This window comes from Bacillus daqingensis, assembly GCF_042654445.1.
GTDB classification, from domain to species: domain Bacteria; phylum Bacillota; class Bacilli; order Bacillales; family Salisediminibacteriaceae; genus Alkalicoccus; species Alkalicoccus luteus.
On sequence record NZ_JBHSGK010000021.1, the window covers coordinates 109,420 to 126,271 of the forward strand.

Consider the following 16,852-nt stretch of genomic DNA (forward strand, 5'->3'; position numbering starts at 1 on the left):
GTACGTTTATGCTTATAAAACGATCAGTTCTTTCGAAGATTTGGAAAGAATCCGGCAACCTTCCTCGGTGATAACGACGTCATCTTCGATTCTCGTTCCGCCGGTTCCCTCAACATAGATGCCTGGTTCGACCGTTACAACCATCCCAGGCTCCAGCTTTTTGTCGGAGCGATGTGAAAGCCCTGGACCTTCATGCACCTCCATGCCCATTCCGTGTCCGGTAGAATGGCCGAAATACTCGCCGTACCCTTTGTCCTTAATATAGTCTCTCGTCAGTGCATCTGCTTCACGTCCGGTGAGACCTGGCTTTAAGCCATTGACGCCCCGGATTTGCGCCTGGAGTACCGTGTCGTAGATCTCTTTCAATTCGTCTGATATATTCCCGACTGCCACCGTTCTCGTAATGTCAGAGCAGTATCCATTATAGTAAGCACCGAAATCCAACGTCACAAGTTCTCCAGGCTCAATGACTTTATCTGAAGCGACGCCGTGAGGGAAGGCAGAACGTTCTCCAGAAGCGACTATAATATCAAAAGAGGAAGAAACAGCCCCCTGCTTTCGCATGAAGAACTCCAGCTCATTCGATACGTCAATTTCCTTTACTCCAGGCTTAATGTATGTCTGAATGTGCGCAAACGCCTCATCGGCGATTTGCACCGCTTTTTCGATCACGCTGATTTCCTCCGCAGTCTTCACGAGTCTCATGTCTTCCACGATGCCGGATACTGGAACCAGTTCACAGTCCAGTTGATCTCGCAGTGCTTCATACTGTGTATAAGAAACGTGATCCTTCTCAAACCCAAGCTTTTGAATGCCCTGTGCCTTTACCTGTTCGGCCAGCTCTTCAAGCAATGGTTTTTTATGTTCAACGATCTCAAAACCCTCTGCCTGGCTGCGTGCCTGAACCGTATAGCGAAAATCCGTGATCAGCTGTGCTTTGTCAGCTGCGATTAGAGCTGCGCCAGCTGTTCCTGTAAAACCGGTCAAATACCTTCTGTTATATGTACTTTGCGTTACAAAAGCATCTACGCCATGCGCATCGAACCTGCTTCTTAGTTGATCTGTTCTCGTCATGCTAATTCCTCCCTGTAAAGAAAGTCGAGTGCCATGCAGTACCCTTCAAAACCGAAACCGCTTATCTGCCCTCTGCATACCGGCGCTGTAACGGACACGGCACGGAATGCTTCCCGGGCGTGAACGTTGGATAGATGTACCTCTACAACCGGAATGCCTATAGAGGCAATTGCATCACGAAGCGCGTAGCTGTAGTGTGTAAACGCAGCCGGATTTAAAATGACCGCATCTGCCGTTTCTTCAGCGGCATGCAGGCAGTCAATGATAGCCCCTTCACTGCTGTATTGAAAAAAAGTAACGGCTCCGCCAAGCTGGTCCGCATGTGCTGCCACTTTTTTTTCAAGGTCATGAAGCGTCTTTGCTCCATAAATATGCGGCTCCCTTTTTCCAAGCCGATTCAAATTAGGTCCATTAATGACATGAACGTTCAGCATGCGGGCATCCCGCCTTCCTGCGAAATTCTTTCACAACGAATATTTTATCATAGTAGCCTGGGAATGAATAGTTCATCAAGGTTGGCAATACAAGGTGTAAAATCCGTTGAAACAGGGAAAAGAACGGTAGATCATTCTAGCAGTATTCGATTTGCTCATGTAAAATGTAAGTATACGTATTCCTTCACCGGACTGATGATCCGTTTAACATTTATGGAGGTGGACCTAATGAAAAGCAGGCGCATTCATCCGCTTGTGGTTATCGTATTAGCTTTTGCTGCTCTCGGCATCGGGGTCTCCCTGTTCAGCGATCCCGCCGGATTCATAACCAGTATTTTCGTAACGATTGGAATTGTCACACTGCTTATTCTGCTGTTTAAAAAGTTTTTGCAGCCGAAGCTGATGCAGCGCCAGAGCGGGTTTCAAGTGCCTGTTAAGAACGGGCGGCCCGTTGTTAAGCAGCAGCAGAAAACCAAGCCGAAATCACGTCGGAGCCACGTTCCACTGAAAACGGTGAAACAGGAAAAGCGACATCCGAAGCCGCTGCTGAAAAGGCAGTCAGAGGTGAAGCTGACCGTTATTGAAGGTAAAAAGAACCCTAAGAAAAAGAGCCGGGCCTTGTTTTAATGCTTGGCTCTTTTCTTTTACACCCGATTAAGTCTGAAGTTCTTCAGGAAGCGGGGGATCAAGCTTGAGTTCCTATTTTGTCACTGTCTATTCACAGATACTCTTTGCAGTTTGGCTGATCACTGCCGGAGCGATTTTTTGGACGTTGGATAAACGATCGGGTTTTCAGCTTCTTTATCTGACGGTGCTTTCTCTGTCGCTCGGATACGTTATTCTGATGTATTTTCCATATTTGCTTTTAAGCAATGATCGCGTTCCCTTTACCCATCCTCATATTCAGGCAACGGTTACACTGTTTGCTTTTCTGCTGCCGCTGTGCAGGAGAAGAACAGAAGCAGCCCTTTGTATTGCTGCAGCTGCAGCCGTCAGCCTGATTTACCTGCTTGCAGGAGGCGTACCTGTTTTCACCGTTACCGGCGGTATACTGATTGGCGGTTTTATCAGTTATACCTTTTACCGCAGCCTTGAATGGATCGGATCTATGCCGGATGCTTATCTATTTTCGTTCTCTATTATCCTTCCCTTCTTTTTAGCTCTTCTCTTAGCTCCTGATGATTTGTTTTTGCTGCTCCCTGGTCTGCTGCTTGGAACTGGCATAGGAGCGGTGCTGGAGCAGTATAAAGTACGGATGTTTGTTGAACAGACCCAAGCTCCAGCCAAATGGCTTGCTTCCGCTATTGGGGCAGCCGGCATTTTATTTGTTCATTTCGGCGTCCGTCCTGCTTTTGAGGGCTTCCTGATCGGTGATGTAGCGGCCGGTTTATTTCTAGGCCTGTGGATAACGATTATTCTGCCTTTTATTATGGTCGTCTCAGGTTCGTACGCTCAGTATGGACGGGGCGAAAAAATTATTTAGGGATTAATCGAGAAGGAGCACCCTATCAGCGGAAGGCTGACGGGGTGCTCCTTATGGTTTATACGTCCTGAAGTAACGATTTACTGCTCTTCTCCGCCTTCTTCAGGGTCCTGTTTTCGCTGGGTCGCTTTCAATTCTTTGACGCGATTGTGATCTTCTTCAAAATACGTTACGAGATCCCCGATCCGGTCAATCGCTTCCCAACTGAGGTGGTGTTCAATTCCTTCCACATCACTGTAAATTCGTTTCTCATCGACACCAATAATGCGCATAAATTCCTCAAGCAGTTCATGCCGGTAGACGAGCCGTTTGCCTATCTTTTTCCCTTTGGCTGTCAGGACGAGGCCTCTGTATTTTTCGTAAACTAAATAATCCTCAGCATCAAGCTTCTGAACCATTTTTGTTACAGATGATGGATGGACGTCCAATGCATCTGCAATGTCTGATACTCTGGCATAGCCTTTTTCATCGATCAGTTGATAAATTCGTTCTAAGTAATCTTCCATACTGGGTGTAGGCATGTATGATCCTCCAGACAGCTTGCATTCATTGTGCATGTCACATTTTAGCATATGCGCCGGTCTATTTCTATGCTTTCTTGCTGCTCGGTCCATTCACAGCTTAACACTGGCGCCTTTACAGGATCGATTCTTATTGCGGCTGCGTGTGTTTCGCCCACCTCATAATATTATATTCTGTTCAAGCCCGAAAAGGACTGCAGGACTCGTTCATCGAGTCCTGCAGTCCTTTTGTTACCGCAATGTGAAATTTACAACCCGCACTTTAACTGAGCGCTGCAGTTCGTGCACGTATTGCAGCCTCCGATGTCTTCTACCGTTCCCTGTCGGCAAACCGGGCACGTATCTCCAACCTCACTTCCGTAATTTACAGAAGTGGAGCGGACATCGGTAATAGTTTCAACAAGCACAACCGGCTGCTTTGTTTCATTCTGCTGCTCTCCTCCAGTGAGGTCCACTGCATAGTTGTCGTTCTCTTCTGCTTTCAGCGTAAGCACTTGTGAATCACGGCTGCCGTCAACGTAAACTGTACCGCCTTTAGCTCCGCCTTTATAGAGACGCTCATAAACAGATTTAACTTGATCTACGGTATAGCCTTTTGGTGCATTAACCGTTTTACTCAATGAGCTGTCCACCCATTTTTGAATCACACATTGAACGTCTGCATGTTCTTCAGGTGAAAGCTCCATTGACGAAACAAACCAGTCGGGCAGCTCATTCGGATCTTGTTCCGGATGTTCTTCAAGATATTTTTGCAAAATTTCTGCCTTCACTTCGATAAACTTTCCAAGTCTTCCGCTTCGGAAATAAGAGAAGGAAAAATACGGCTCCAATCCAGTAGATACTCCGACCATCGTTCCAGTAGAGCCAGTAGGCGCTACTGTTAAGAGATGAGAGTTGCGAATGCCGTGCTTCTGAATCCCCTCCAGCACGTCTAGCGGCATTTTCTTCATATAACCGGTTTCCGTGAACTTCGATCGAAGGTACTGTGTTTCATCTGCGCTGTTACTCTCAAGATAAGGAAAGCTTCCCTTTTCCTCAGCAAGTTCGATTGAGGTACGATAAGCCGTAACAGCAATCGTTTCAAAAATCTTATCAACAAGGACATTTCCTTCGTCAGAGCCATAGCGGGTCTCCGTCTTAATTAACAGATCGTGCAGCCCCATAACCCCAAGACCGACGCGTCGCTCGCCGAGCGCCTGCTTCGTGTTTTGTTCCAGGAAATAAGGAGTTGCGTCAATGACGTTGTCCTGCATGCGGACGCCGGTAGCTACTGTCTCAGCCAGTTTTTCGTAATCTACTTTCTTCGCCTCTGTATCTGCCATTTCAGCAAGGTTTACCGCAGCCAAATTGCAAACGGAGTAAGGAGCGAGCGGCTGCTCTCCGCAAGGGTTGGTAGCAACTACTTTTTGCCCGTAGGCACTTGCATTTGTCATTTCGTTAGCATTGTCTATAAAGAAAATACCAGGTTCTGCAGAATACGTCGCACAGATATTAATGAGGTTCCAAAGCTCTTTCGCTTTAATGGTGCGGTAAGTGCGGACACCAAACCCAAGCTTTTCCCATTCACGAACATCTCCGTACTCCTGCCATTCGCGGTTATACGCCTGCATTTCCTCTGCTGAATAGTTCTCTACGTCCGGGAAACGAAGCTGGTAATCTGCATCCTGCTCAACAGCTTCCATAAACTCTTTCGTTATACAGACGGAAATGTTCGCACCAGTTAAAAATTCGGCATTGTTGACCTGATACGTTCCGCCATCCCGAAGCTTTTGTTCCGCATCACGGATTACTTTTGGATCAAAGCCTCCCTGGCCTTCAATATGCTTATAATTAATGATGCTCTGGTACATTGCCTCTTCCAGCTCTGTGAACGGCGTGAATTTCAGTTTGTCTTTTATAAGAGATGCAATTTGATCATCCTCTGTCTGCTCGAGCAGATAGCGGAGAATCCGCGGATTCTGCATTTTTGAAATAATAAACTCCAAAATATCCGGGTGCCAGTCTGCGAGCATTATCATCTGTGCTCCTCGCCTGGACCCTCCCTGCTCAACGAGATGCGTCAGCTTAGCGATATCATCGAGCCAGGATACTGAACCGGAAGACTTCCCGTTCACTCCTCTTGCAAGCGCGTTTCTTGGACGAAGCGTAGATCCATTCGTTCCCACACCTCCGCCGCGGCTCATGATTTCCATGACTTGTTTGCGGTGATCGGAAATTCCCTCTCGTGAGTCAGCTACGAAAGGCATGACATAGCAGTTAAAATACGTAACGTCTGTTTCGGAGCCTGCTCCGTAAAGAACCCGTCCTGCAGGAACAAAATTCATGTTCACGAGCTGCTGGTAGAACTTTTCAAACCATTCACTGCGCTTCTCTTCTGTTTTCTCAACGGAGGCAAGACCGCGAGCATTACGCTTAGCAATCTGTTCATAATAAAGCTCAAGCGGTTTATCGATCGTCGCTAGTGAGCGCTCAACGATGCCGGTCTTTTTCTCTTCAGGAGAATCAAGCACACCGAGGAATTCTTCTTCAACCGCAATTTTAGCGGTTCCCGCTTCCCAGTTAATGCTCGTCACAAAACCGTATCCCCGTGCTGGAAACTTTGGATCGTTCTTAACGGTCAGTACGACAAAATCTCCTGCTTTTAACGTTACTTTTTCTGTATCCTTGAACGTATAACGATCCAGCATCACCAATCTGGAAACTCCGCTTTGCTGACGGTGCATATCCGGAGTTACCGGAAATACCTGTGGAAACTGCTCAATGTCCTTATTCAGCTGATCGAGATCAATTCGTTTTTCTGACATATACGTAGTCACTGGCCTCGCTCCTTCTCGTACTTTTGATAATGCTGAGCATCATTGTCCGGGCAAAAAGAAAGGAAGCCCGGCAAGGCTCCTTATGAAATTACGTAAGCATGACGCTATATATAGTGTTTTCAGTGAAATAAGCAACTATATATAGGATATATTGCTATTCTATACCCTGGTCGTCAGCTTGTAAACGCAAAAGTTATGAAATTAATATGCCGTTTTTCGAGGAGCCGGCGGGCGCAAGGCTCTGCTCGAAAAAATAGGTATATACTAGTATTTGTAATTCCACTCATCCGACGCGTATTTACTTATAGCCAGATGGCTGACCTGCTCTTTCAGCTCTTGATTGAGCTCCCACTCTTTAAGCTGAATGCCAAGATCCTCTTCAAACCCGCGCACAAAAGCAGCCCTCATATCTTCTGGAGATGGAATGCGTTCCATGAGCTCCTCCATTGGCGTCGCTTTACTGCGGAAGCCTGCCTGCATTCTCCGGCGAATTCGTTCACTCTTAAATAAAAACATATCAAATAATTTTTCCTCATCAAACCGCCGAATAATTGATCCGTGCTGCAAAATAATTCCTTTTTGTCTCGTTTGGGCACTCCCGGCAATCTTTCGACCGTTTACAACCATCTCATACCAGGATGGTGCGTCAAAACAGACGGCGGATCGCGGTGATTTTAAATCTGCTTTTTCTTCTTCCGTCCGCGGAATGGAAAATCCCGCTTCCAATCCCATGTTTTTAAATCCGAGCAGGAGACCTCCTGAAAGGACTCTGTATGCTTCGGTGATGCCGGCGGGAATACCGGGATGATCTTCCTTTACGATGATGCTGTACGTCAGCTCATCTTCGTGCAGGACAGCTCTGCCGCCTGTCGGCCTCCTGACAAGTCCTGCTTTATGCCGTTTAACAGCCTCTAGATCAATATCCCGTTCCACTCGCTGAAAATAACCGAGTGAAAGCGAGGCCGGATTCCATTCATAAAAGCGGATAACCGGAGGAATTCGCCCTTCCCGGTGCCAATCCATCAGCTTTTCATCAAGCGCCATGTTGTAGGCGGGACCGGCCGGACCTGAATTTATGTAATACCATTGTTCCATACGAGCAACCTCCCAACCATTCTATCATACAGAAAAACAGACTGAAGAACAAAGCAGAAAGAGAAACATTGCACAAAGACCTGATAACGTTTATTATTTAGTATGGTAAACGTCATGTAAAGGGGTGTCAGAATGGAACTGTGGATACTGATTGCAGTAACCGTCTTGCTAATTGTGTTTCTCATTTTCCGTATGAAAAAACCGTCGTACCTGTCGGTTTTGACACAGGAAGAGTTCACTAAAAATTACCGAAAAGCACAGTTGATTGATGTCCGTGAAGAGCGGGAATTTAAAACCGGACATATTCTGGGTGCACGAAATATTCCGCTTTCTCAAATGAGGATGCGAAACTCAGAGATTCGGCCGGATAAGCCTGTTTATTTATACTGTCAAAACGGATCCCGATCTGTACAGGCTGCCAAGATTCTCCGCAAAAAAAGAGATGCCGAAGATCTGAACATGCTTAAAGGCGGCTTTAAAAAGTGGACAGGCAAAGTAAAAAAATAAGATTTCCCTGCAAAAAGCCTTCCGGAGATGGCTCCCCGGAAGGCTTTTTCTTCTTTTAAATTAAACGGTTGCTTCTTCTTTCGCTTGCCAGCGCAAGATTGGCTTACGGGCTGCCTGTGTTTCATCTAAACGGCTTACGACCGTCGTATGAGGAGCCTCCTGAACAATCTCAGGATTCGTTTCTGCTTCTTTAGCAATTTGAATCATCGCATCGCAAAATTCGTCCAGTGTTTCTTTCGATTCTGTTTCAGTCGGTTCAATCATGAGGCATTCCTCGACGTTAATTGGGAAGTAAATCGTCGGCGGATGATAGCCGAAATCAAGCAACCGCTTTGCGATATCCAGCGTTCGGACGCCAAGTTTCTTTTGTCTTTTCCCTGACAATACAAACTCGTGCTTGCAATGCTGCTCATATGGCGTGTCAAAGTACGGCTGCAGCCTGCGCAGCATATAATTTGCATTCAGCACTGCCTGACGGGAAACCTGCCGCAATCCTTCCGGGCCCATCGTTCGAATATACGTATAGGCACGTACATTAATTCCAAAGTTACCGTAGTATGGCTTCACTCGGCCAATCGTATCCGGAAACTCCCAGGCAAACCTGTAGCTGTCGCCCTCTTTTGCAACGATCGGAGCTGGTAGATACGGAACAAGATCCTGCTTAACCCCAACCGGACCAGAACCAGGTCCTCCTCCACCGTGTGGAGTTGTAAACGTTTTGTGCAGATTTAAGTGTACGACGTCAAATCCCATATCACCGGGACGAGTCATGCCTAAAATTGCATTGGAGTTAGCTCCGTCATAGTATAATTTCCCGCCCGCTTCATGAATAATGGAAGCCATTTCAACAATATCGCGTTCAAACAGCCCCAGCGTATTTGGATTCGTCAGCATCAGCGCCGCTGTGTCCTCGCCTGCCAGCTCACGCAGGTGCTCGAGATCTACCAGTCCTTCTTCATTGGAGCGAACCGTAACAGCGTCAAATCCAGCTACGACAGCAGAGGCAGGGTTCGTGCCGTGTGCCGAGTCTGGAACAATGACCTTCGTACGGCCGTAATCGCCGTTCGCCTCATGATAAGCGCGAATCAGCATAAGCCCGGTCCACTCACCGTGCGCCCCCGCTGCAGGCTGAAGCGTCACTTGATCCATACCTGTTACAGCTTCAAGAGACCGCTGCAGTTCGTACATTAATTCAAGCGCACCCTGAATCTGTGACTCCGGCTGATACGGATGCAAGTGAGCAAAGCCCGGATATCGCGCTACATCTTCATTGATTTTCGGGTTGTATTTCATCGTACACGACCCGAGCGGATAAAAGCCGGAATCTACTCCATGGTTACGGCGTGATAAAGCCGTATAATGTCTGACGAGTTGAAGCTCGGAGACCTGCGGCAGTTCAGCTGGTTCTTTTCTGCGATACTTAGATGGCAGCAGCTCCTGCTCTTCAACCGGATCGATATCCAGTTCCGGGAGGCTGTGACCTATTCGACCTTCTCTGCTCAGCTCGAAAATGAGCGCCTGTTCTTCCGTTCTCATTTTAATCCCTCCAGTCCTTCTGCGAGTGCTTCAATTTCTTCCTTCGTACGAAGCTCTGTAACTGCAATCAGCATGTGATGATCGCGTCCTTCGTAAAATCTGCCTAGATCCAGTCCGCCGATGATGCCTTTCTTAAACAGTGCCTCATTTACTCGTTCGCACGGTGCAGGCAGGTTAATCACAAACTCGTTAAAGAACGGGCCATCATGAACCAGTTCAAAACCAGCCTGCTGAAGGCGCTTTTTCGCGTAGTGGGCCTTTTGCATGTTCTGAGAAGCCATTTCCTGAAGACCATATTTTCCGATCGCGCTCATGGCCACAGATGCAGCGAGCGCATTCAGTGCCTGATTGGAACAAATATTGCTGGTAGCTTTGTCGCGACGGATATGCTGCTCCCGAGCCTGAAGCGTTAAAACAAACCCTCGTCTTCCGTCTTCATCCACTGTTTCACCAACAAGTCTGCCCGGTACTTTACGCATCAGCTTTTTCGTCACAGCAAAGTAGCCGCAGTGCGGTCCTCCCAGCTGGGTTGGTATGCCGAACGGCTGAGCGTCCCCTACTACAACATCTGCTCCAAATTCTCCGGGCGGCTGCAGCATGCCCAGGCTCAGCGGATTGGATGAAACAATAAAATGTGCTTTTTTGCTATGAGCAATTTTTTCGATCTCTTCCAAATCTTCAATTTGGCCGAAGAAGTTCGGATACTGCACGATGACACAGGCTGTATCCTCAGAATAGCTGTTTTCCAGCGCAGTCAGGTTTGTTTGCCCATCTTCTGCCTCGACAACGACGACTTCCAGGTTTTGGCCCTTTGCATTCGTTCGCAGTACTTCCACAGCTTCCGGGTGAACGGCCTCCGAAACGAGAATATGCTTCTTCTTAGTCACACCGCAGCTCATCATCGCTGCCTCAGCCAGAGCCGTAGGACCGTCGTACATCGAAGAGTTAGCGAGATCCATGCCGGTGAGCTCAGCAATCATCGTTTGAAATTCAAATATCCCCTGCAGCTCGCCTTGAGAAATCTCAGGCTGATACGGCGTATAGGCTGTGAAAAATTCTGAACGGAGCAGCATATGGTTTACGACCGATGGAATGTAGTGCTCATACACACCAGCCCCCAGAAAGGAAGGTACATCTTTCACGTTCGTATTCTTTTCAGCGAGCCGCTGCATTTCTTTGATTAACGCTGTTTCCTTCAGTGCTTCTGGAACATTCAGTGCCTCTTGAAACCGAACTTCCTCAGGAACGTCTGCAAATAGCTCTCCTAACGAATCAATTCCAATCGTTTCCATCATCGCTTGCTGATCTTGCTCTGTTGACGGCAGATACCGATGACTGCTCATGTTAGTTTCCTCCTTTAGATCGTTTATAAAACGGGGTTTCAACGACAACAGCTTTCAGTTTTTTCTTTCTGACCTGCACCACTACTTCTGTACCAATTGCGGTCCAGTCAGCCGACAGCAAAGCCAGACCGACATTTTTACCCAGGGTGGGGGACTGTGTACCGCTTGTGACAAAACCGATTTCCGTTTCCTCGCCAAACACCTTATAGCCATTCCGCGGAATGCCTTTATCGATCATCTCGATCCCGACAAGCTTTCTCGGGGGCCCATCTGCTTTTTGTTGTTGAAGCGTCGCTTTTCCTAGAAAATCCGACGGTTTATCTGTTTTAACAGCAAACCCGATTCCAGCTTCAATCGGAGTAATGTCCGCAGAAAGCTCCTGACCATAGAGCGCAAGCTTTGCTTCAAAACGCAGCGTGTCTCTTGCGCCAAGACCGATCGGAGCTGCTCCTTGATCAATGAGCGTATCCCAAAGTTCAGCTGCCCGATCTTGATGAAGATAGATTTCAAACCCGTCTTCTCCAGTGTAGCCAGTTCTTGATACAACTGCGTTTACACCGTCAATTTTCACTTCTCGAAAGCGAAAAAAGGAAATATCGGCAAGATTCGTGTCACTGAGCTCCTGCAGCAGTTCTTCTGCTTTAGGACCCTGAAGTGCAAGCTGGGCCGTTTCCTCTGACTCATTTGTTATCGTGACACGATCATCTGCGTGCTTTCGCAGCCACTCTTCATCTTTTTCAATGTTCGCAGCATTTACGACGAGCAGCACATCTTCGGAGTTGAACCGGTAAATTAACAGATCATCGACCGTTCCTCCATCTTCATAGCACATTGCTGTGTACTGACACTGTCCATCAGCCGCCTTTTCCACATTGTTTGTGAGCATTTTCTGCAGAAAATCCAGAGTTCCTTCACCAGTGACACGAATTTCTCCCATATGCGAAACATCAAATAAACCGGCTTTTGTCCTGACAGCTTCATGCTCTTCTTTAATCGAACTAAACTGAACCGGGAGATCCCAGCCTCCAAAATCAATCGTTTTGCCTCCGTATGCTGCATAACGGTCGTAAAGCGGTGTACGTTTCCCCATGTTTTCCACCCCTGATTCTGAATTATGTTATGTATTGACTGGTCGCAAAGAACGAAAAAGGACAGAGTGCATACGGATGCCTCAGCACCTGTACGCCTCTGTCCTGTTGACCTGAGAGTTTACCTTTCCACTGGAGCATGCGGCTCCGGGGAAAGTTTCCCCATCGGTGACCCATTCCTGCACGGGTCTTTCCAGAGATGCGTCCAACAAGAGTCTGCTTTGCCTGAGAGATTCACGATAATTCGCTTGCTCCTTCGGCGACGGTGATTCCGTTCTCTCCCCTTGCTGTCATTCGCATTATATCTTTCTCACATGTCGTTCCTGCGTCTTTATCGTACCACTATTCTCTTTTTTCAGGCAAGTCATTCCTTTAGAAACAGGCGCATTTACAGCCATTACATGGGATCGCGTTTATGAAGCATCCCGGCAAGCTTTTCACACAGCTCTTCAGGTGTCAGTTTCTCGGAATCAATGCAGTACCCACACTCTTCATATAGCGGCACCCGCTTATCGTATCGTTCCTGAAGTTTCGGTTTTTCGAGCAGGGCGAGCGGTCTTGAGGCATCCCCTTCGATTCGTTTAAACAGTTCTTCAAAAGGGGCGCTCAAATAAAAACAGCTGTTTTTAGACAGAAGGTTTCGAGCTTCGGGAGTTTCCACTATCCCCCCTCCTGTCGAGACTACTGCAGCTGACCCCGATACCGTCTTCAACGCATCCAGTTCCCGCTTCCGAAAACCAGCTTCTCCCTCTTCAGCAAATATAGCTGGAATTGACTTTTTGTGATGCTTCTGAATCCAGTCATCCAGATCAATAAACGGCAAGCTCAATTTTTCGGCAAGCAGCTTGCCGCACGTGGTTTTACCAGCGCCCATAAATCCGGTTAAATAAACCGTTTCCCTTTTAGTCATGACTCCATACGCGCTCCTTCCAAGCTGAAATCTGTCGGCTTTCCTCATTATAGACAAACTCTGCCTCTCTTGTATAGGAGCCGGATGTGACAGTTATGAAAAAACGATTTTCTTCAAGCGGATCACGCTGCACATGAATTTGATCTTTCCTGTAGCTCCAGGTTAATTCTTCTGAAAATCCTGAATGGATAAGCGATTCTAACGCTGACTGCTGGAGCATTGCTGTGTTTTTTCTTTTCATTTCCTGTTCATGAAGGGCATGCATATTCTGTATGTCAGCAGTGATGACGAGGACAGCCGTGCTCATCATCAGCAGTAATAGCATCGCATAAAGTAAAGCGAACCCTTTCTCGCTGTTCAATTGCTGCTCCTGTCAACCAGGCAGACACCTTGTGTGAGCGAATTCCGATCGGGCAGGCACGATTCATCACGTTTCAAATCGCCAGGCTTGTTAGTATGTTTTATCTGATAAGAACGATGTAATAAACCCCCGGGATACAGCAGAGCTGCGCGATGTGTTCTTCCGGAACCGGTCGCTGCAACAGTTACCGATTCATCACTGACGGTAAAGGTAAAGCTGGATACCTGCTGCAGCATCATCTGATGGCCCGTGTAATTAACACGCCTTCTTATCCCTGATCCATAAGGCTCGTATGTTACAACCGCTCCATCAGCCGTCATCACCAGCCGGTCGCCGCCAGGCGAAACGGATAACGAGTCCGCTTGCTTGATTTCCTGTTCAAGCTGGGAGCTAAACACTGCAAATTCATACGGATGAAAGCCAGGCTCTTCTGTCAGAGTCATCACCAATACCGCATAGCCTGCTGTAAAAAGCAGAATGATTATCATGAGAGCCAGGAACCCCGCGAGGACCTGAATCATAATTCCACCTCTGGCTTTGCGGTCCGCTGAAAAAATATCTGCAGTTCCGAATCTCGCGTTTATGCGTTTTATTATATAAACAGACTTCCGTAAAAGGCTCAGCATTGTAACTGGCAACCTTCCATTGCACCCCCTCCACATCTAGCACTGTTTTAGCTTCAGCATCCGCAAGTGACAACTGGGCAAGGTACGCTGCTGCCGTTTTTTCAAGATGACGGCTATCCCGTTCCATCCCGTAGGCTCCTATTACAGCAGAACAAACAAGAGCCGCAGCTGCGAGAATCAATAAAGCAAGAGAGACTTCCAGCATGATGTAGCCCCGCTCAGACAGCTTCCACATAAAATCTGCCACCTCCGATCATAAACACAATCCGGTAGACTTCGTCCTCTATTTCCATTCGCAGCTGTCCGAATTTCCGAATGTTTCCGTTAGGTAAAAATACAACTTCGTGGAGCCCCAGCGTCAACCGTTGAAACGTAACGTTGGGATGATGTTTCCTCGTAAGTTGACCCGACGACGTTCTTATTTCATATGAGCCGTCAGGAGAAAATCTGACGTTTACCTCTTTACCGGTGTATACTGCGTGATGCTGAGCTTTGAGCAAATCTGTTCGTAATTCGTAAATGATTCGCTCTTTATTCAGCTGAAAAACCGTTTGTTCCACCGCTAATATTCCAATGGAGATAATGATTGAGATCACTGCGAGCCCAACCATCGTTTCCATCAAGGTAAACCCATGCTGCTTAATTGGACGAAACACTGGCCCGGTAACCGTTTATGGTGATAGGTGAACCGTCCGGACACGTATCTGAATCGAGATAGTCACCTTTCAGATCTGCAATGGAGCTTGGCAGTGTTCCATGATCGGCTTTATACGCTAAAATCTGAGCTTCCGTAAGCTCCAGTACTGCTTCACAGCTTTTACTGTTGGCAACCCCCTGGTTTTTAGTCAAGTTTGGAATGAATACTAGCAGCAGAATGGAGATGATGACGAGAACAACCATCACCTCAATCAGCGTAAATCCTTTTTCCGATAATCGCTTTTTCATGTCTTTTTCCTCCTTTTTAAAATGATTCCATAATGGAAAATACTGGCATCATCATTGATAAGAACAAAATCATTACGACCGTCCCTACGAGAATAAACACAGCGGGCTGTATAATACGAATCATGTTTCCTGTCTGCAACTGAATTTGCTGCATCATATAATTAGCAAATGCCTCCAGCTCTTCTCCAAGCTTTCCTCTGGATTCACCAAACGTCCAGACGTTTCCCAGTTGGGGCACATAGTAAGATCGTTCAGCAATCAGCTCCGTCATCGGCCTCCCACTCGTTAACCCCTCTCTCAGCGATGCTGCCTCCCCTTGAAAAAACCGTATTTCTGCGTCTTCCTCAAGCGTCAGAAGAGATTCCTGCAGCGACATCCCTCCGCGCAGGAGCGGCCCTGTCTGGGCACAAAGAAAGTACGTTAGCAGCTGCTTCACATATGTACGCAATCCCGGCAGTTTTAACAGCAATTGAATTTTCCGGCTCACAGGCAGCCGCTGAAACCATATCCCGGTCAGCAGCAAGGCTACGCTGAATACTAAAATGAATGGAATACGCACCCATTCAATTAAAAACAGCAGCACTTTCGTGTAGACAGGCAGTTCACTCCCCATTGCCGCAAAAAATTGTTCGAATTGAGGCAGAATCCCCTCCATTAAAACAATGCCGAGGACAACGACAGCAGCTATGAGTACTATTGGATAATATAGAACATTTCTTACTTCCTTCTGCATTTCCGCCCGCTTCACAAGCAGCCGCCCGCTGTTTTCCATTCCGTTTTGAAAGGACCCGTGAAGCTCCATCATTTTCAGATAACTAACAATTTCACCTGTGAAACCGGCCTCTGAAAGCTGTTCGCTGAAGAGCTCTCCCTGATGCAGCTGTTCTTCAGCATCTTCCAGCCATGCCTTTGCCCGACCGCTTAAGAACGACCCATACAGACCGATCGCATCAGTCAGCATATACCCTTCTCGTAACAGCTCAGAAATGCCGAGCAGCATTCTGCCGCGTTCCATATCGTTTCTAAACCCGCTCCGCTTTTTCAACGAACCGAACCTTTTCGTTTCTGCTTCCAGGCGCTGAATGGAATGTAGCCGAGTGCCGTACCTTTAATAAGGAGTCTCTGCATATCGATGCGTGGGACTGAAGCAGGAACCCCTGTCTCAAGCTGATGAAACGCATCTTGCAGCTCCTGTTCCATAAGAATTTCGAATATCGCTTTCCTTCTGACTTCACGCCTGCTTCTGCAATAAATAGAGCACGAACTGTTGCAATATGGGCAGGCAAGATCTGCAAGCCGCTGCGACACAGTACCATGCAGCACTTCCTGCAAATCAGCCCGGTCAACACCCAGGTCCAGCATCCGCCTGACTGCAGCTGAAGCGGAACTGCAGTGAAGACTGGAGAGAACGAGGTGACCGCTCATCGCAGCTTTCACTGCTACAGCCGCTGTTTCTTCATCTCTGATCTCACCAATGACGATCAGATCGGGATCATGTCGAAGTAAACTGCGCAGACCGGCAGCATACGTAACGCCCGCTTTTTCGTTTATTTCCATTTGCAGCAGTCCTGATTCTTTGCGCTCTACAGGATCTTCAAGTGTCATAATATTTTCTGTTGCATATGTCATTCTGTCTTTCAGTAGGGAGTATAGTGTAGTAGTCTTTCCGGAACCGGTTGGACCGCATATAAGAATGAGTCCGTGCGGGCAATGGATTAATTTCTGAAGGGAGGCTGCCTGACTGGGGAATAGCGTCAGGTTCAGCAGGCCGGCTGAAGATTCGACCGGATAAATACGAAGTACAAGTGTTTCGAGCAGTGCTGATGGAAATGTGGACAGTCTGACAAAAATCGTTTGTCCTTGAAGCGTCACTTCCATTCTCTTATTCTGCGGACGGCGCCGTTCACCAATATCCATACCAGCAATAAACTTCATATGGGAGACAAGCTTTCTTCCTGAAGAGAACGGAATCTGTCTGATGTCCAGCAGAACTCCATCGACGCGGTACCTGATTCTAAGACCATTTTCTGCCGGAATAAGGTGAATATCAGAGGCTTTCAATTTAACAGCATCAGCCAGCAGTTGTTTTAACGCTGCAGGTGCTTCCATAAAC

At 47.4% G+C, this 16,852-nt stretch carries 18 protein-coding genes and 1 riboswitch; of the genes, 3 read left to right on the forward strand and 15 right to left on the reverse strand.

From position 1 onward, the window contains the following. Window positions 1-12: 12 nt before the first annotated feature. Both ACFO4L_RS16045 and aroQ read right to left on the reverse strand, forming a co-directional pair. Window positions 13-1,074 (reverse strand): M24 family metallopeptidase, encoded by a 1,062-nt coding sequence (locus ACFO4L_RS16045; RefSeq protein ID WP_377910672.1) that lies wholly within the window; start codon window positions 1,072-1,074, stop codon window positions 13-15. Beyond that, the gene (aroQ, locus tag ACFO4L_RS16050) at window positions 1,071-1,508 is read right to left on the reverse strand and encodes a type II 3-dehydroquinate dehydratase (protein WP_377910673.1); all 438 of its coding nucleotides are present in this window, start codon (window positions 1,506-1,508) and stop codon (window positions 1,071-1,073) included. The genes ACFO4L_RS16045 and aroQ overlap by 4 nt, the downstream gene beginning before the upstream one ends. 228 nt (window positions 1,509-1,736) lie before the next feature. On the opposite strand from aroQ, the gene ACFO4L_RS16055 reads away from it, so the two are divergent. Both ACFO4L_RS16055 and ACFO4L_RS16060 read left to right on the forward strand, forming a co-directional pair. After that, complete coding sequence (locus tag ACFO4L_RS16055) at window positions 1,737-2,135, forward strand: SA1362 family protein (protein ID WP_377910674.1); 399 nt, start codon at window positions 1,737-1,739, stop codon at window positions 2,133-2,135. Window positions 2,136-2,199: 64 nt separating this feature from the next. Then, window positions 2,200-2,991, forward strand: a complete 792-nt coding sequence (locus ACFO4L_RS16060; protein WP_377910675.1) for a hypothetical protein — start codon at window positions 2,200-2,202, stop codon at window positions 2,989-2,991. 80 nt (window positions 2,992-3,071) lie between these two features. Here ACFO4L_RS16060 and mntR read toward each other — a convergent pair whose 3' ends face one another. The 3 genes from mntR to ACFO4L_RS16075 form a co-directional block, all read right to left on the reverse strand. Further along, window positions 3,072-3,512, reverse strand: a complete 441-nt coding sequence (gene mntR / locus ACFO4L_RS16065) for a transcriptional regulator MntR (protein ID WP_377910676.1) — start codon at window positions 3,510-3,512, stop codon at window positions 3,072-3,074. Between the two features lie 248 nt (window positions 3,513-3,760). After that, window positions 3,761-6,316: a vitamin B12-dependent ribonucleotide reductase gene (locus ACFO4L_RS16070; protein WP_377910952.1), complete on the reverse strand. Its 2,556-nt coding sequence runs from the start codon at window positions 6,314-6,316 to the stop codon at window positions 3,761-3,763. Between the two features lie 276 nt (window positions 6,317-6,592). Next, window positions 6,593-7,423 carry a lipoate--protein ligase family protein gene (locus ACFO4L_RS16075; protein ID WP_377910677.1) on the reverse strand — a complete coding sequence of 277 codons (831 nt, stop codon included), beginning with the start codon at window positions 7,421-7,423 and terminating at the stop codon, window positions 6,593-6,595. Window positions 7,424-7,555: 132 nt separating this feature from the next. Here ACFO4L_RS16075 and ACFO4L_RS16080 point away from each other — a divergent pair, with 132 nt between their 5' ends. Beyond that, window positions 7,556-7,930: a rhodanese-like domain-containing protein gene (locus ACFO4L_RS16080; protein ID WP_377910678.1), complete on the forward strand. Its 375-nt coding sequence runs from the start codon at window positions 7,556-7,558 to the stop codon at window positions 7,928-7,930. 60 nt (window positions 7,931-7,990) lie between these two features. Here ACFO4L_RS16080 and gcvPB read toward each other — a convergent pair whose 3' ends face one another. The 10 genes from gcvPB to comGA form a co-directional block, all read right to left on the reverse strand. Beyond that, window positions 7,991-9,466, reverse strand: a complete 1,476-nt coding sequence (gcvPB, locus tag ACFO4L_RS16085) for an aminomethyl-transferring glycine dehydrogenase subunit GcvPB (protein ID WP_377910679.1) — start codon at window positions 9,464-9,466, stop codon at window positions 7,991-7,993. Continuing rightward, complete coding sequence (gene gcvPA, locus ACFO4L_RS16090) at window positions 9,463-10,809, reverse strand: aminomethyl-transferring glycine dehydrogenase subunit GcvPA (RefSeq protein WP_377910681.1); 1,347 nt, start codon at window positions 10,807-10,809, stop codon at window positions 9,463-9,465. The genes gcvPB and gcvPA overlap by 4 nt, the downstream gene beginning before the upstream one ends. A 1-nt stretch (window position 10,810) precedes the next feature. After that, window positions 10,811-11,899, reverse strand: a complete 1,089-nt coding sequence (gene gcvT, locus ACFO4L_RS16095; RefSeq protein ID WP_377910683.1) for a glycine cleavage system aminomethyltransferase GcvT — start codon at window positions 11,897-11,899, stop codon at window positions 10,811-10,813. 200 nt (window positions 11,900-12,099) lie between these two features. Further along, window positions 12,100-12,191, reverse strand: a riboswitch (glycine riboswitch). 103 nt (window positions 12,192-12,294) lie between these two features. Then, the gene (locus tag ACFO4L_RS16100; RefSeq protein WP_377910685.1) at window positions 12,295-12,807 is read right to left on the reverse strand and encodes a shikimate kinase; all 513 of its coding nucleotides are present in this window, start codon (window positions 12,805-12,807) and stop codon (window positions 12,295-12,297) included. After that, a complete protein-coding gene (locus ACFO4L_RS16105; RefSeq protein ID WP_377910686.1) occupies window positions 12,800-13,168 on the reverse strand; it encodes a hypothetical protein in 369 nt (122 codons plus the stop codon). The genes ACFO4L_RS16100 and ACFO4L_RS16105 overlap by 8 nt, the downstream gene beginning before the upstream one ends. Beyond that, entirely contained in the window at window positions 13,165-13,689 is a 525-nt protein-coding gene (locus ACFO4L_RS16110) for a competence type IV pilus minor pilin ComGF (protein ID WP_377910687.1), read from the reverse strand. The genes ACFO4L_RS16105 and ACFO4L_RS16110 overlap by 4 nt, the downstream gene beginning before the upstream one ends. A 323-nt stretch (window positions 13,690-14,012) precedes the next feature. Continuing rightward, the gene (comGD, locus tag ACFO4L_RS16115) at window positions 14,013-14,450 is read right to left on the reverse strand and encodes a competence type IV pilus minor pilin ComGD (RefSeq protein WP_377910688.1); all 438 of its coding nucleotides are present in this window, start codon (window positions 14,448-14,450) and stop codon (window positions 14,013-14,015) included. Further along, window positions 14,434-14,739 carry a competence type IV pilus major pilin ComGC gene (gene comGC / locus ACFO4L_RS16120; RefSeq protein ID WP_377910689.1) on the reverse strand — a complete coding sequence of 102 codons (306 nt, stop codon included), beginning with the start codon at window positions 14,737-14,739 and terminating at the stop codon, window positions 14,434-14,436. The genes comGD and comGC overlap by 17 nt, the downstream gene beginning before the upstream one ends. A 16-nt stretch (window positions 14,740-14,755) precedes the next feature. After that, a complete protein-coding gene (comGB, locus tag ACFO4L_RS16125; protein WP_377910690.1) occupies window positions 14,756-15,784 on the reverse strand; it encodes a competence type IV pilus assembly protein ComGB in 1,029 nt (342 codons plus the stop codon). Continuing rightward, window positions 15,781-16,848, reverse strand: coding sequence for a competence type IV pilus ATPase ComGA (comGA, locus tag ACFO4L_RS16130; RefSeq protein ID WP_377910691.1), 1,068 nt, complete (start codon window positions 16,846-16,848; stop codon window positions 15,781-15,783). Before comGA ends, comGB begins: the two co-directional genes overlap by 4 nt. Between the last annotated feature and the right edge of the window lie 4 nt (window positions 16,849-16,852).

Coding starts and splice junctions, on each gene's coding strand:
- ACFO4L_RS16045 (WP_377910672.1), bottom strand. CDS start 1,074: ATGACGAGAACAGATCAACTAAGAAGCAGGTTCGATGCGCATGGCGTA.
- aroQ (WP_377910673.1), bottom strand. CDS start 1,508: ATGCTGAACGTTCATGTCATTAATGGACCTAATTTGAATCGGCTTGGA.
- ACFO4L_RS16055 (WP_377910674.1), top strand. CDS start 1,737: ATGAAAAGCAGGCGCATTCATCCGCTTGTGGTTATCGTATTAGCTTTT.
- mntR (WP_377910676.1), bottom strand. CDS start 3,512: ATGCCTACACCCAGTATGGAAGATTACTTAGAACGAATTTATCAACTG.
- ACFO4L_RS16070 (WP_377910952.1), bottom strand. CDS start 6,316: ATGTCAGAAAAACGAATTGATCTCGATCAGCTGAATAAGGACATTGAG.
- ACFO4L_RS16075 (WP_377910677.1), bottom strand. CDS start 7,423: ATGGAACAATGGTATTACATAAATTCAGGTCCGGCCGGTCCCGCCTAC.
- ACFO4L_RS16080 (WP_377910678.1), top strand. CDS start 7,556: ATGGAACTGTGGATACTGATTGCAGTAACCGTCTTGCTAATTGTGTTT.
- gcvPB (WP_377910679.1), bottom strand. CDS start 9,466: ATGAGAACGGAAGAACAGGCGCTCATTTTCGAGCTGAGCAGAGAAGGT.
- gcvPA (WP_377910681.1), bottom strand. CDS start 10,809: ATGAGCAGTCATCGGTATCTGCCGTCAACAGAGCAAGATCAGCAAGCG.
- gcvT (WP_377910683.1), bottom strand. CDS start 11,899: ATGGGGAAACGTACACCGCTTTACGACCGTTATGCAGCATACGGAGGC.
- ACFO4L_RS16100 (WP_377910685.1), bottom strand. CDS start 12,807: ATGACTAAAAGGGAAACGGTTTATTTAACCGGATTTATGGGCGCTGGT.
- ACFO4L_RS16110 (WP_377910687.1), bottom strand. CDS start 13,689: ATGATTCAGGTCCTCGCGGGGTTCCTGGCTCTCATGATAATCATTCTG.
- comGC (WP_377910689.1), bottom strand. CDS start 14,739: ATGAAAAAGCGATTATCGGAAAAAGGATTTACGCTGATTGAGGTGATG.
- comGA (WP_377910691.1), bottom strand. CDS start 16,848: ATGGAAGCACCTGCAGCGTTAAAACAACTGCTGGCTGATGCTGTTAAA.